Here is a 12,827-nt window from a genome sequence, read left to right on the forward strand (position 1 = left end):
CATGCCCCACGGGGAAGTCAGGGGTAAGCCCCTGGCCCGATCGTCCGTGGGGCCGGGCGGGGAATGGCTGATCCTGGGCTCTGGGGAAGAGTGCGGTTCCGACGTGCTCTCGGAACGCGGGTCGTCGTCACCCGGCGGTCGCCGTGGCGGTTCGCTGGGGCCGGAGGCCACGCGTCGTACCTCCTAGTCGGACTAGTCGGACGAAAACGGTCACACACGGGGACCGTTCCACATCATTTCGAACGTGTTGTCCTCACCCGACGAAGTATCACACGCGCCAACCCTTACCCCGCCGGACCGAAACGATCACCTCCGGGAGAGCCTCACCGTCCCACAGGATCCAGAGCAGCATGAATGAGCCGGAATAGCGAGACCTCTCTAGCGAGATTCCCCGAACCTCCAGCCCGATTTATCCAGAAACAGTGCTTATTGACCGCTTCTTGGCTAGATACACGACCCCGAAGGCGTAGGCGCCCAACTGCACCACCACGCCCACGATCGCCTGCCACGGCACCACGACCTTGCTCTGGATCAAGGCGTCTTCGAGGCTCCCCGCGGCCGCGCTCATCCCGAACGCCACCATGTTGTTCATGACGTGCAGCGCGATCCCGGCCTCCAGCCCTCCGGTCCGCACCGCCAGCCACCCCACGACGGCGCCGAAGGCGAACACATCGGCCAGCCCCGCCCACGAGTACCCGTGCACCGACGCGAACAACGCGGCGCCGATCAGGATGCCCCAGACCGGATTGCGCACGTGCGCCCCGACGGCCTGCAGGAACCAGCCGCGGAAGACGTACTCCTCGGCGGCCGACTGGAACGGCACCAGCAGCACGATCACGATGAGCGCGGGCAGGAAACGTTCCCACCCGACCCACCCGAACATGTCGCCTTGCTGCTCGCCGGTCACCACGAGCGCGATGACCGTCACGACCTGCCCGAGCACGAGCGCAAGGACGGCCAGCCCGACGCAGCTCATCAGCCATGTCCAGCGCAGCCGCCCGGCCACCGACGAGAGCGTCCCCGGCCGGCGCCGCTGCAGGAGCGCCGCCGCGCCGAACACGAAGGGAAGCACGAGGGCGAGCCCCAGCAACGTCACGGTCAGCTCGAACATAGGATCGCCGAACAAGCCCCCTTCGGGGTCGAGCGAGATCGAGATGCCGAGCAACGTCGCCACCACGGCGCCGGCGGACAACACCACCGCCGTGACGACAATGAACAGGGCGGCGATCGCGATCGTGCCGACGATCCCCCGCCACGGCCTGGCGACCCCGTTCCTGGCGAGGTGGTCGTAACGCGCCCCCTGGGGCGTCGGCAGATACCAGGACCGCGGCGGAGCGGTGTACGGCGTGCCGTAGGGAAGATGCGGCGGCCCAGGGTTCTGGTGCATTCCGTCATTCTGTCCCATCTGGTGCGCATTAGTTCACAGACGGGCCGCCCTTTTAGGCGGATGCTCTGGGCCATAGGCATTTCGACCCTGGGAGCAATCCATGTCAAGGCTGGGACCTGTCATCACCCTCGCGGCGGGAGCTGTGCTCGCCGGGGGGCTCGGTGTCGCCAGCATCATCGCGACACCGGCGGCGAACACCACGGCCGCCGCCCCCGAGAACAACCCTGCCGCGCAAGCCCCCGCGGCGGAGGAGAACACCGCACAGCCGTCCCCCTCACCGACGCAGTCGGAGGAGAAGCGGATCGAGAAGGCCGACTACGCCGGGCGGGTCAAGGGCAACGGCGCCCTTATCGCGATCTCGATCAGGGACGGCAAGGCCGTCGGCTACTTCTGCGACGGCCGCACCGAGGCCTGGTTCAAGGGCGGCCAGTCCGCCGACGGCGTGAGCCTGAAGGGCGTCGGCGGCGGCCAGCTGACCGCGGAGCTGGGCGACGGCCAGGCCAAGGGCCGCGTCTCCGTCGCCGGCAAGCAGTGGAGCTTCGCCGCTCCCACGGCGGTCAAGCCGTCCGGCCTGTACCGGGCCACCGCCCTCGTCCGGGGAGCCCAGTTCCGGGCAGGCTGGATCAGGGTGAAGAACCCGAACGGCGGCTACACCACGGTCGGCGCCGCCTCCGAGGGCGGGAGCCCCGTGCCGGTCCCCGAGCTGAACGGCGACCAGCCGACCGCGCCGCTGACGGTTGGCGACACCACGATCTACCCCAAGGACGTCGACGGCTTCATCGAGGAGATGCAATGACCGCCATTCACCAGCGCCCCTCGCGCAGCCTGACCCCGTTGCTGGTACCGCTGCTGATCGGCGGCCTCGTGGCGCTCGCGCTCGGCGTCTACGGCCGGGTGCACACGCCCACCGGCTTCGCGGTCGGCGTGGCCGGCTTCTCCGCCGCGCTGCCCATGAAGGTGTGGCTGACGACGGGCGCGTTCGTGCTGGCGATCGTGCAGGTCGTCTCGGCCCTGTCGATGTGGGGCAAGCTCGGGATCACCATCCCGCCCGCCGTGCACCGCTGGTCGGGACGGCTGGCGTTCGTGCTGACGATCCCGGTCGCCTTCCACTGCCTCTACGCCCTCGGCCTGCAGTACGACGTGCCGCGCGTGCTGGCGCACTCGCTCCTCGGCTGCTTCTTTTACGGGGTGTTCACCGCGAAGATGCTGGCCCTGCCCAAGCGGGACGCGCCCGGCTGGACGCTGCCGGTGCTCGGCGGGCTGGCGTTCACCGCGCTGGTGGGGCTCTGGCTCACGTCGTCGTTCTGGTTCTTCACCGCGATCGGCTTCAAGGTTTGACTGCTCCCACGCCTGAAGGTGGGGATTCCTGGCTCACGCTGCCTGACGGTCCAGCGGACAGTCGGGTCTTATGCGATCAGCACCAGCCGGGTTCAGACCAGCCCGGACCAGCATCACGCGTGCGGAGTTCTTGTCTCTCGGGGAGACGGCTCCGCACGCGGCGCAGGTGTAGGTACGTTCGGAAAGAGGTAGTGCGTGCTTGGTTCTCGCTCCGCACTGTGCGCAGTCCATGGTGGTATGAGCGGGGCTGACGAGCCGCAGGTCACGGCGGTGCTTGCGGGCCATCTCGACCAGGGCGCGCTTGGTCGCACCGATGGCCGCGTCGGCGGCCTTACGCGCCATGCTGGACTTGGCCAGGAACTTCGGGCGGAAGTCCTCTGCCGCGATCACGTCATGGTCGCGGACGACCTTCTTGGCCCACTTGCGGCCGCTGTCCTGGCGCTGGCGGGCGATCTTCTTGTACTGCTTGGCGCGCAGCTTCTTCGCCGTGCGGTAGCCCTTCGAGCCCGGCTGTCCCGGGGCGGGTTTTCGGCGGGCCATCATCCGGTCGTAGCGGGCCAGCTTCTTCGCGGCCTGCTTGCCGTACTCGGCGTGCGGCAGGTCATGGTCGTCGCTGGTGGTGGTGGCGACCTCTGTCACGCCCCAGTCGATGCCTATCGCCTGCCCGGTGGCGGGCAGCGGCTCGGCCTGGGCGGGGACGACGAACGAGCAATACCAGTGGCCGAGGCTGTCCCGGTAAACACGCACGCTGGACGGGTCGGCGGGCAGGTCGCGGGACCACACCACGGTCAGGATGATGTTCCCGGCCAGGTGCAGGCGTCTGTCCTTGAGGCGGAAGCCGCGCCGCGTGTAGTTCAGGCTCGGGTCGGCCAGGTCCTTCTTCTTGAAGCGGGGCATCCCGGCCCGCTGCCGGACGGGCAGCCGGCCGGTGATGTCCTTGACTGCCTTGGCGCGGGACCTGGCGAAGTCGCGGATGATCTGCTGCTGCGGCACCGACGCCCCCGCCGCAAGCCATTCGTACTCAGCCCGCCAGCCGGTCAGCATCTTGTCGAGCTGGGCCGGGCCACAGGTCTGCTTGTCGTCTGGGTGGGTCTTGTTGTGCAGGTACACCGTCTTGGACGTTGCCACGCACTGGTTCCACACCCAACGGCAGCGATCCCACTCACCCAGCAAGGCGCGGCTTGCCGTGCGCGACACGCGAAGCCGGTAGGTGTAGCGGGTGTGCCCGGCGCCCTCGCCCGGATTCGCTGCCGCACTCATGATCGTGCAATCTATCGAGAAGGTACGACAATTTTGAGCGTTCGTCGTGGCCGCACACCTGATCGCCTGGACGGCGATCAGGTTATCCCTGTCCTGCTGCGCAGGAGCCCGATTACTTCCCGGGTTGAAAGCCGGGACTTCTTCGGAGAGATTCTGTGAAGCTCTTCGTACGTACCAGCCCGGCCGCCCGTCCCTTGGCGGCCACGACGAGCGCCATCTTGCGCGAGGCCTCGTCGATCATCTCGTCACCCAGCATGACCGCGCCGCGCTTCTCCACGGTGGTGTAGTACTCGTACGCCTCCAGGATGAGCTCGGCGTGGTCATAGTCCTCCTGCGCCGGCGAGAACACCTCGTTGGCCGCGTCCACCTGGGAGGGATGCAGCACCCACTTGCCGTCGTAGCCGAGCGCCGCCGACCTCCTGGCCACCCGCCTGAAGCCGTCGACATCCTTGATCTGCAGGTAGGGCCCGTCGATCACCTGTAGGTCGTGCGTCCTGGCCGCCATGAGCAGCCGCATGAGGATGTAGTGGTACGCGTCGCCCTCGTCATAGCCGGGTGGCTGCTCGCCGACGACGAGCGTGCGCATGTTGATCGAGGCCATGAAGTCCGCGGGGCCGAACACCAGCGTCTCCAGACGTGGGGACGACCCGGCGATGGCGTCGGCGTTCACCAGGCCGCGGGCGTTCTCGATCTGCGCCTCGATGCCGATGCGGCCGACCTCGTAGCCCATGGCCTTCTCGATCTGCGTGAGCAGCGTGTCGAGCCAGATGACCTCCGTGGGGTCCTGGACCTTGGGCAACATGACGCAGTCGAGGAACTCGCCGGCGCCCTCGACGGTCTCGATCACGTCCCGGTACGTCCACTGCGTCGCGAGATCGTTGACCCTGACCACCCGCGTCTTGCCGGTCCAGTCCCCCTCGCGCAGCGCCGCCACGACGTTCCGCCGCGCCTCGTCCTTGGCCGCCGGCGCGACGGAGTCCTCCAGGTCGAGGAAGACCTCGTCGACGGGCAGGGTCTGGGCCTTCTCCAGGAAACGCGGGTTGCTGCCGGGCACCGCGAGCACCGAACGACGTGAACGCATGCGCACACGCTACTGTCCGCCCGCCCACGCCGTTCACCCACCTCCCGCCAGGCGCCGCCCGCGGGCACCCGGCTCGGCGCCTCGACTCGACGGCCGCTCCCACTTTCCACGTGAGACTCCACCCTGGTGCGGCACGTCCCGGCGGCGCGGGCGCCATCCAGAGGCGTGCCGTGGCAGGAGGGTCCCGGAGGCCTTGCGCGGGCGCCGCCCAGAGGCGTGCCGTGGCAGGAGGCTCCCGGAGGCCTTGCGCCGGCGCGGGCGCCGTCTGGCGGCGCCAGGACGGTGGCTGCGGCGCCCACGAGGAGCGCCTGTGGCCCGGGGTCGGCCCCAGGCGGCTCAGCGGCGGGGTGCCAGGCCCAGCTGGAGTCCCTTCAGGCTGGAAGAACGCTTGCTCAGCCCGGAGGCGATCTTGAGGAGCTCGGCCGCCGCCGGCGAGTCGGGGTCCGTCAGGACCAACGGCTTGCCCTCGTCGCCGCCCTCGCGCAGCCGCAGGTCGATCGGCACCTGGCCGAGCAGCGGCACCCGGGCGCCCAGCGTGCGGGTCAGCGCGTCGGCCACGATCTGGCCGCCGCCCTCGCCGAACACCGGGATGCGCTCGTCGCAGTGGGGGCAGGGCAGCCACGCCATGTTCTCGATGACGCCGGCGATCTGCTGGTGGGTCTGGGCCGCGATGGACCCGGCCCGCTCGGCCACCTCGGCGGCGGCCATCTGCGGCGTCGTCACGACCAGGATCTCCGCCCCCGGCAGCCGCTGCGCCACGGAGATGGCGATGTCGCCGGTGCCCGGGGGCAGGTCGAGCAGCAGAATGTCCAGGTCGCCCCAGTAGACGTCGGCGAGGAACTGGTGGAGCGCCCGGTCCAGCATCGGCCCGCGCCAGACCACCGGCGTGTTGCCCTCGGGCTTGAACATGCCGACCGAGATGACCTTGATGTCATGCGCCACCGGCGGCATGATCATGTCCTCGACCTTGGTGGGCCGCTCGGCCGCGCCCAGCATGCGAGGAACGCTGTGGCCGTAGATGTCGGCGTCCACGATGCCGACCTTGAGGCCGCTCGCGGCCATGGCGGCGGCCAGGTTGACCGTCACCGACGACTTGCCGACCCCGCCCTTGCCGCTGGCCACCGCGAACACGCGGGTCAGCGAGCCCGGCTGGTTGAACGGGATCTCCTTCTCGGGACCACGGTCACCGCGCAGCTTGGTCTGCAGCTTCTTGCGCTGCTCGGTGCTCATGACGTCCAGTTCGATCTGGACGCCGGTCACGCCTTCGACCTTGGAGACGGCGTTCGTCACGTCGCGCCGGATGGTGTCCTTCAGCGGGCACCCGGACACGGTGAGGTAGACCCCCACGCGCACCGCCCCGTCGGGAGCGATATCGATGCTCTTGACCATGTCGAGATCCGTGATCGGGCGACGGATCTCGGGGTCGATGACGGTGGCGAGTGCCGCCGTCACCAGTTCCTGGGTTGGTGCCATCGAAGTCTCGGCACGAGGGAGTGCCGTACCTCCTTAGTCGGCTATGTCGGTATATGTATGAGGACTCCAGCGAGGATGCCCCTCCATGGTATGAACCGGAGGTCCCGCTGGGTTAATCCACCGCTGTTAGATGTCTGTGCAACAACGTCTTAAGGTTACTCCGTGACCCTCCTGCGCGACGACGGCCTGACCGCCGAGGAGTTGACAGTCTGGCGGCTTCTGCAGCGTGCCCAGGTGCGCATCACCCGTCATCTGGAGGCGGAGCTGCTCGTCGCCCACGATCTGCCGCTGGCCTCGTACGAGGTGCTCATGCAGCTGGCCGAGGCGCCCGAGCGGCGGCTGCGCATGAACGATCTCGCCGACCGCGTGCTGCTCTCCCGCAGCGGCCTGACCAGGCTCATCGACCGGCTGCAACGTGACGGGCTGGTGTCGCGTGAAGCGTGCGCGGACGACGCCCGCGGGCTGTTCGCGGTGCTGACCGACGCCGGCGCCGCCCGGCTGGCCGAGGCGACCCCCACCTACCTGCGCGGCATCAGGACCCAGTTCCTCGACATGCTCGGCGGCGGCGAGATCGCCCAGATCCGGGCCATGCTCGGCAAGCTGAAGATCAGCGGCGGGGCTCCTTGATCTCGTCGAGCAGGCGGCCGAGCTCCACGCGCAGGTAGTCGCGGGTGGCGACCTCGTTGATCGCCATGCGCAGCCCGGCGATCTCGCGGGTCAGGTATTCGATCTCGGCCTGGTTGCGCGCGGCGGCCTCGCGGTCGTGCTCGTACTGGATGCGGTCACGGTCGTCCTGCCGGTTCTGGGCCAGCAGGATCAGCGGCGCGGCATAGCTGGCCTGCAGCGACAGCATCAGCGTGAGAAAGATGAACGGATAAGGGTCGAACTTGAGGTGGGGGGGCGCGAAGACGTTCCAGCTGACCCAGACCATCACGAAAACGGTCATGTAGACGAGGAACCTGGCCGTGCCGATGAAGCGGGCTATCCGCTCCGACATGCGGCCGAACACCTCAGGATCGTAGTGCGGCCGCAGCGAGCGCCGCAGCGCACGAGGCTGGTCAAGTCGTTCAGCGGTCATGGGCGGCCCCCTCGCGCCAGTCCTCGGGAAGCAGGTGGTCCAGGACGTCGTCCACGGTCACCGCACCGACGAGCCTGCCCAGCTCGTCCACGACCGGGGCCGCGACGAGGTTGTAGTGCGCCAGGTAGGCGGTGACCTCGATCAGCGTGAACGCCGGCCTGATCGGGTCGATCGACGGGTCCATCACCGCGCCGAGCAGCGTGGACGGCGGCTCGCGCAGCAGCCGCTGGAAGTGCGAGACCCCCAGGTACGTCCCCGTCGGCGTCTCGGTGGGCGGCCGGGTCACGTAGACCTGCGCCGCGACCGCGGGCGTCAGGTCCTGCAGCCTGATGTGCGCGAGCGCCTCGGCCACCGTGGCGGTGGGCGGCAGGATCACCGGCTCGCTCGTCATCACGCCGCCCGCGCTGTCCTCCGGGTAGGTCAGCAGCCGCCGCACGGGGTCCGCCTCATCCGGCTCCATCAGCGCCAGCAGCTTGGCCGCCTGCTCGTCGGGCAGGTCGTGCAGCAGGTCGGCGGCGTCGTCGGGGCCCATCTCCTCCAGGACGTCGGCCGCCCGCTCCGGGTCCAGCGTGCCGAGGATGCCGATCTGGTCGTCGGGCGGCAGCTCCTCCAGAACGTCGGCCAGCCGGTCGTCGTTGAGCGCGCGGGCGATCTCGACGCGCCGCTTGCTCGGCAGCTCGTGCAGGGCGCTGGCCATGTCGGCGGCGCGCATCGACTCGAACGCCGCGATCAGCCCGGCCGCCCCCTGGTCCTTCTGGAGTTTGTCGAACCCCGACACCTCGTTCCAGTCCACGATGCGCGGATCCCGACGCCTCCCCTTGTAGACGGCGACCTGGGTGATCTCCCAGGTGGACGGCTTGAACTCGTCCATGGCCACGTCGTAGACGGTCATGGGCTCGCCGGCGACGGTGACGGCCAGGTCCAGCATCTCGCCGACCACCAGCGTCTCGGTGGCGCGCTGCTCGAACCTGCGCATGTTGATGCGGCCGGTGAAGACGACGGCGCCCGGCTCGATGCGGCGTACGCGGGTGATGGGCAGAAACACCCGGCGGCGCGGCTGCACCTCCACCACGAGGCCGTGCACAGTGGGCCGGCGGCCGATGCGCAGGCCGACCACGACGTCCCTGACCCGGCCGATCTGATCCCCTGCCGGGTCGAAGACCGGGGTCCCCGGCAGCCGGGCCACGAAGATCTTCACGTGGCCAGGCTAACAGTGCCGCCCCGTTGCGCCCGGGACGCCCGGCGTGTCAGTATCAAAGCCGCTTAACGGTCATTACGTAACTGGTGGTGTGCGATGAGGTATGCGGGGCTCGCGCTCGCATTCGTGTCTTCGTGGTGTTTCGCGTTCTCGGGTCCCATGGCCAAATACCTCATCACCGCCGGCCTGGCGCCGATCGAGGCCGTCTGGACGCGGATGGCGGGCGCGGGGCTGCTGCTGCTCGCCGTCCTTGCCGTGGTCCGGCCGCAGGCGCTGCGGATCCCGCGGTCGAGGTTGCCGTTCTTCGGGCTGTACGCGGTCATGGCCGTGGCCGGGGTGCAGTCTCTGTACTTCGTCGCGATCACGCGGCTGCCCGTCGGGGTGGCGCTGCTGCTGGAGTTCATGGCTCCGGTGATGGTGGTGGCCTGGGTGCGCGTCGTGCGCAAGATCCGGCTCGCGCGGGCCGCCTACGTGGGCGCGGTCGTCGCGGTCGTGGGCCTCGGGATCGTCGTCGAGGTGTGGCAGGGGTTGCGGCTGGACGCGCTGGGGCTGCTGCTGGGGCTGGTGGCCGGGGCGTGCTGCGCCGGATATTTCCTCATGAACGATGCCTTCGGCGACGACGTGGACCCGCTCGGGCTGATCGCTTGGGGGATGACGGGGGCGGCGGTGGTGCTCATCCCGTTCGCCCGTCCCTGGAACATCCCGTGGGACGCCTTCACCACCTCCGCCACGCCGTCAGAGGCCGGGCTGACCTTGCCGGTGCTCGCCGCGTACCTGTGGATGGTGCTGATCGCCACCGTGACCGCGTACATCCTGGGGGTGAACGCCGTGCGGCGGTTGTCGGCCGCGGTGGGCGCCACGGTGGCGTCCCTGGAGGTCATCGGCGGCGCGCTGGTGGCCTGGGCGCTGCTCGGCGAGACGCTCGGCGTCTTCCAGATCATCGGCGGCCTGATCGTCCTGTCCGGCGCCCTCCTGGCCCAGACCGCCACGGCCGCTCCCGACCCGTCCCCGGCGACGACGGCCGGGCAACCCGAGGCCGTCCAGGTCTAACCCGTCTGCGAGCTCTCGGCCGTCTCGGGGCTGAGTCGCAGGACGACGGACTCGCGGGCCCAGCGCTCGGTGAGGTGCTCGCTGTCACGGGCGTTGAGCCGCTCCTTGGCCAGCACCGCCACGGCGTCGGCCGCCGCGGCCTGATCGACCACCGACACGGCCGCGTCGAACTCCACGAGCCGGGCGCCGTTGTCCTTGCTCCGCAGCGTCACGTGAACCCGCTCGAGAGCCTCCAGGCCCGGCAGCCGCTGCTCCTCACCGCCGGTCACCAGGTAGATCGCCCCGTCGTGCCAGGCGTGCCAGGCCAGGCGGGGCCGGTCGAGGGTGAGCCAGAGGATGCTGGACTTCTTGGCGCCTTCCTCGATGGCCGCGGTGATGTCGCTCACACTTCAGAACTGTACTCGGGGCCGGCCGTCAGGTCGCTTCCGAGTCGTAGGGCGGGATCTCGCCGTAACCCAGCTCGTCCACGACCGGATCCGTGTACGGGGCCGTGGTGGCGGGCTCGAGCTCCTTCGGCTTGTCGTTCCAGTCCTCCTCGAGGTCGTCGAGGAGATGCTTGCGGACGAAGTTGCGCGGGTTGAGATCGGTCGGGTCGAAGTTCTGGAACTCCGGGCCCAGGCCGGCACGGAGATCGTCGCGGGCGTTGTTGGCCATGCGGCGCAGATTGCGCAGCGTCCGACCGGCCTGCGCGGCGGCCTGAGGCAGTTTGTCAGGTCCGAAGACGAGCAGCGCCAGAACGATCAGCGCCCCGATCTCCGCCCACCCGAGTCCGAACACCGTGAGCTCCTACCGCCGTCCCATTCATACCGGGGACAACCCCGGCCTACCCACAGACTAAAGGCTCCGCGCCATGACTCGACCGCCCCACCCGCTTCCTTCACCTTCCCCACCCAACGGCCTCAGCCGACGACACAGCCACGCCGCGCATCAGGCCCACCACCGTCCCCGTCGTGCCTGGACAGACCCAAGCAGCCGCACGAGGACGGCTACTCCCGCCCATAGACCACAGCGGCGAGAAATAGGGCCACCACGGTCGAGGTGCGCGGAACGGGCGGTCACGGTGGGCGGAACGGCCGGTCGTGTCAGGGCCGGACGGGACCTCGGCACTCCCCGGCGCCGCGTCGGCGGGACGGTGTGCGGCGGGGCTCGGCGCAAAGGGACGGAGCCCGGGGTGGGCCCGAAGACGCCAGTGCCCGGACGCCGTAACGGCGGCCCGCCGGTGAAGCCGGTAACCGTCCCCCTGGAGGGCCGGTCACCGGCGTCGGCGGTTGGAGCCCACGTGGCCCCGCCGTAAAAGAAACTGAAGGTCCTTGGTCCTTGGTCCTTGGTCCTTAAGATGGCGACGGCGTCGGCCCGTCCTCAGCAACCACCACGAGCGTGGCGGTGCGTTCCTGGCCGTCGCGTTGGTACTTGATGGTGATCTTGGACCCCGGCGTCTTGCTCCGGATCAGCGCGATCAGCTCGTTCCCGTCCTGCAACGTCAGCCCGTCGATCTCGAGGATGATGTCACCGGCCTTCAGCCCGGCCTTGTCGGCGGGCCCGCCGGCGTCCACAGGCTGCCGCCCCGCGGCAGGCTCGGACGCGATCTTCACGCCCTGTCCCCGGTAGTCCTTGTCCAGCACGATGCCGATCTTCGGCCGCTTGGCCCGACCGGTGCTGATCAGTTCCTCCGCCACCCGCCGCGTCTGGTTGACCGGGATCGCGAAGCCGAGCCCGATGCTGCCGCTCTGGCTGTTCACCGACCGGCTGAGGGTGGCGATGGCCGAGTTCACGCCGACGACCTCGCCCCGGCTGTTGACCAGCGGCCCGCCCGAGTTGCCGGGGTTGATGGCCGCGTCCGTCTGGATGGCGCTGATGTACGCGGGCTCCTCGTTGCCGGCCCCGGTTTCGTCGCCGGCGATGACCGGGCGGTTGAGCGAGCTGACGATGCCCGTCGTGACCGTGCCCGTCAGGCCGAGCGGCGAGCCGATGGCGATCACCGGGTCACCCACCACCACCTGGTCGGAGTTGCCCAGAGTGATCTCGGGAGTCCCGAACGTCTCCTCCGGCTTGACCACGGCCAGGTCGGAGCCCGGGTCGCGGCCGACGATACGGGCCGAGGTGGTCTTCCGGTTGTTGAACATGATCCGGATCTCGCCACCCCGCGCGGCCAGGGAGACCACGTGGTTGTTCGTCACCACGTAGCCGTTCTTGATCAGGAACCCGGACCCGGACGCCCCTTCGGTGCTGGAGCCGTTGCCGACCTCGAGCGAGACGACGCTGGGCAGCACCCGCGCGGCCACGCCCGCCACCGAGTCCGGCGCCCGGTTGGTGGCGCCCGTCGGCACCGGGCCAAGGCTGTAGGAGGGGTCGTTGCTGCTGCTGGGCTTGGTGAGCAGGTATGTCCCGACGCTGCCGAGCATGGAGGCCACCACGGCGATGGCCACGGCGATCGTGACCAGGGCGCCGAGACCCGGCCCGCGACGGCCCGTCGCGGGCGGTCCGTGCCCGCCCGGAGGCGGCGGCGCCCACCCGGCACCCATCCCGAGCGCCCGCGGCGGCGGAGGCGGAGGCGGAGTCCCACCGCCACCGAACGGCGGGCCTTCATAAGACCGCCCACCGCTGTCCGGCCCACCGAACGAAGGCCCACCACTGTCCGGACGGCCAAACGAAGGACCACTGTCCGAACGGCCAAACGAAGGACCGCTATCCGGCCCACCGAACGAAGACCCACCACTGTCCGGAGGGCCAAACGAAGGACCGCTATCCGGCCCACCGAACGAAGACCCACCACTGTCCGGACGGCCGAACGAAGGACCACTGTCCGGCCCGCCGTGCGAAGGTCCGCCGAACGAAGGACCACTGTCAGGGGGGCCGAACGAAGGGCTGTCGTAGGAGCGGGTGCCGCTGTCCGAGGCCCCGCCGTAGGACGGGCTCTCGTACGACCGCGTGCCGTTGTCCGGCCCGCCATAAGAAGACGTCC

General features: G+C 69.5%; 13 protein-coding genes. 4 read left to right on the forward strand and 9 right to left on the reverse strand.

Going from position 1 to position 12,827, the window contains the following annotated elements:
• Positions 1–409 precede the first annotated feature (409 nt).
• Entirely contained in the window at positions 410–1,387 is a 978-nt protein-coding gene (locus EDD27_RS35895) for a CPBP family intramembrane glutamic endopeptidase (protein ID WP_164903939.1), read from the reverse strand.
• A 100-nt stretch (positions 1,388–1,487) separates the two neighbouring features.
• Between EDD27_RS35895 and EDD27_RS35900 the strand changes: the two genes are divergently transcribed.
• The gene (locus tag EDD27_RS35900; RefSeq protein ID WP_127936339.1) at positions 1,488–2,183 is read left to right on the forward strand and encodes a hypothetical protein; all 696 of its coding nucleotides are present in this window, start codon (positions 1,488–1,490) and stop codon (positions 2,181–2,183) included.
• The gene (locus EDD27_RS35905; RefSeq protein ID WP_127936340.1) at positions 2,180–2,725 is read left to right on the forward strand and encodes a DUF6529 family protein; all 546 of its coding nucleotides are present in this window, start codon (positions 2,180–2,182) and stop codon (positions 2,723–2,725) included. Before EDD27_RS35900 ends, EDD27_RS35905 begins: the two co-directional genes overlap by 4 nt.
• Positions 2,726–2,758: 33 nt before the next feature.
• Here the strand turns inward: EDD27_RS35905 and EDD27_RS35910 are convergent, their stop codons facing one another.
• From EDD27_RS35910 to EDD27_RS35920, 3 genes are all read right to left on the reverse strand, one after another.
• Complete coding sequence (locus EDD27_RS35910; RefSeq protein ID WP_127936341.1) at positions 2,759–3,985, reverse strand: RNA-guided endonuclease InsQ/TnpB family protein; 1,227 nt, start codon at positions 3,983–3,985, stop codon at positions 2,759–2,761.
• A 112-nt stretch (positions 3,986–4,097) separates the two neighbouring features.
• A complete protein-coding gene (locus EDD27_RS35915; protein ID WP_127936342.1) occupies positions 4,098–5,066 on the reverse strand; it encodes an HpcH/HpaI aldolase/citrate lyase family protein in 969 nt (322 codons plus the stop codon).
• Positions 5,067–5,402: 336 nt separating this feature from the next.
• Positions 5,403–6,539: an Mrp/NBP35 family ATP-binding protein gene (locus tag EDD27_RS35920; RefSeq protein ID WP_127936343.1), complete on the reverse strand. Its 1,137-nt coding sequence runs from the start codon at positions 6,537–6,539 to the stop codon at positions 5,403–5,405.
• 162 nt (positions 6,540–6,701) lie between these two features.
• Between EDD27_RS35920 and EDD27_RS35925 the strand changes: the two genes are divergently transcribed.
• Positions 6,702–7,166 (forward strand): MarR family winged helix-turn-helix transcriptional regulator, encoded by a 465-nt coding sequence (locus EDD27_RS35925; protein WP_127936344.1) that lies wholly within the window; start codon positions 6,702–6,704, stop codon positions 7,164–7,166.
• Here EDD27_RS35925 and EDD27_RS35930 read toward each other — a convergent pair.
• Both EDD27_RS35930 and EDD27_RS35935 read right to left on the reverse strand, forming a co-directional pair.
• Positions 7,147–7,617 carry a DUF1003 domain-containing protein gene (locus EDD27_RS35930; protein WP_127936345.1) on the reverse strand — a complete coding sequence of 157 codons (471 nt, stop codon included), beginning with the start codon at positions 7,615–7,617 and terminating at the stop codon, positions 7,147–7,149. The genes EDD27_RS35925 and EDD27_RS35930 overlap by 20 nt on opposite strands.
• Positions 7,607–8,815 carry a magnesium transporter MgtE N-terminal domain-containing protein gene (locus tag EDD27_RS35935; protein ID WP_241564439.1) on the reverse strand — a complete coding sequence of 403 codons (1,209 nt, stop codon included), beginning with the start codon at positions 8,813–8,815 and terminating at the stop codon, positions 7,607–7,609. Before EDD27_RS35935 ends, EDD27_RS35930 begins: the two co-directional genes overlap by 11 nt.
• A 159-nt stretch (positions 8,816–8,974) precedes the next feature.
• Here EDD27_RS35935 and EDD27_RS35940 point away from each other — a divergent pair, with 159 nt between their 5' ends.
• Entirely contained in the window at positions 8,975–9,865 is an 891-nt protein-coding gene (locus tag EDD27_RS35940; RefSeq protein ID WP_241564440.1) for an EamA family transporter, read from the forward strand.
• Here the strand turns inward: EDD27_RS35940 and EDD27_RS35945 are convergent.
• The 3 genes from EDD27_RS35945 to EDD27_RS54760 form a co-directional block, all read right to left on the reverse strand.
• A complete protein-coding gene (locus EDD27_RS35945) occupies positions 9,862–10,251 on the reverse strand; it encodes a hypothetical protein (RefSeq protein ID WP_127936347.1) in 390 nt (129 codons plus the stop codon). The two genes, EDD27_RS35940 and EDD27_RS35945, sit on opposite strands and share 4 nt — an antisense overlap.
• A 28-nt stretch (positions 10,252–10,279) precedes the next feature.
• Positions 10,280–10,642, reverse strand: coding sequence for a sec-independent translocase (locus tag EDD27_RS35950; protein WP_127936348.1), 363 nt, complete (start codon positions 10,640–10,642; stop codon positions 10,280–10,282).
• Between the two features lie 554 nt (positions 10,643–11,196).
• Complete coding sequence (locus tag EDD27_RS54760; protein WP_164903940.1) at positions 11,197–12,387, reverse strand: S1C family serine protease; 1,191 nt, start codon at positions 12,385–12,387, stop codon at positions 11,197–11,199.
• Positions 12,388–12,827: the final 440 nt, after the last annotated feature.

Origin of the sequence: Nonomuraea polychroma (assembly GCF_004011505.1) — a bacterium.
Lineage (GTDB): Bacteria > Actinomycetota > Actinomycetes > Streptosporangiales > Streptosporangiaceae > Nonomuraea > Nonomuraea polychroma.

Bases quoted from the DNA above. Each gene is read 5' to 3' on its own strand.
- EDD27_RS35895 (WP_164903939.1), bottom strand. From the start codon at position 1,387: ATGCACCAGAACCCTGGGCCGCCGCATCTTCCCTACGGCACGCCGTAC.
- EDD27_RS35900 (WP_127936339.1), top strand. From the start codon at position 1,488: ATGTCAAGGCTGGGACCTGTCATCACCCTCGCGGCGGGAGCTGTGCTC.
- EDD27_RS35905 (WP_127936340.1), top strand. From the start codon at position 2,180: ATGACCGCCATTCACCAGCGCCCCTCGCGCAGCCTGACCCCGTTGCTG.
- EDD27_RS35910 (WP_127936341.1), bottom strand. From the start codon at position 3,985: ATGAGTGCGGCAGCGAATCCGGGCGAGGGCGCCGGGCACACCCGCTAC.
- EDD27_RS35915 (WP_127936342.1), bottom strand. From the start codon at position 5,066: ATGCGTTCACGTCGTTCGGTGCTCGCGGTGCCCGGCAGCAACCCGCGT.
- EDD27_RS35920 (WP_127936343.1), bottom strand. From the start codon at position 6,539: ATGGCACCAACCCAGGAACTGGTGACGGCGGCACTCGCCACCGTCATC.
- EDD27_RS35930 (WP_127936345.1), bottom strand. From the start codon at position 7,617: ATGACCGCTGAACGACTTGACCAGCCTCGTGCGCTGCGGCGCTCGCTG.
- EDD27_RS35940 (WP_241564440.1), top strand. From the start codon at position 8,975: ATGGCCAAATACCTCATCACCGCCGGCCTGGCGCCGATCGAGGCCGTC.
- EDD27_RS54760 (WP_164903940.1), bottom strand. From the start codon at position 12,387: ATGGGTGCCGGGTGGGCGCCGCCGCCTCCGGGCGGGCACGGACCGCCC.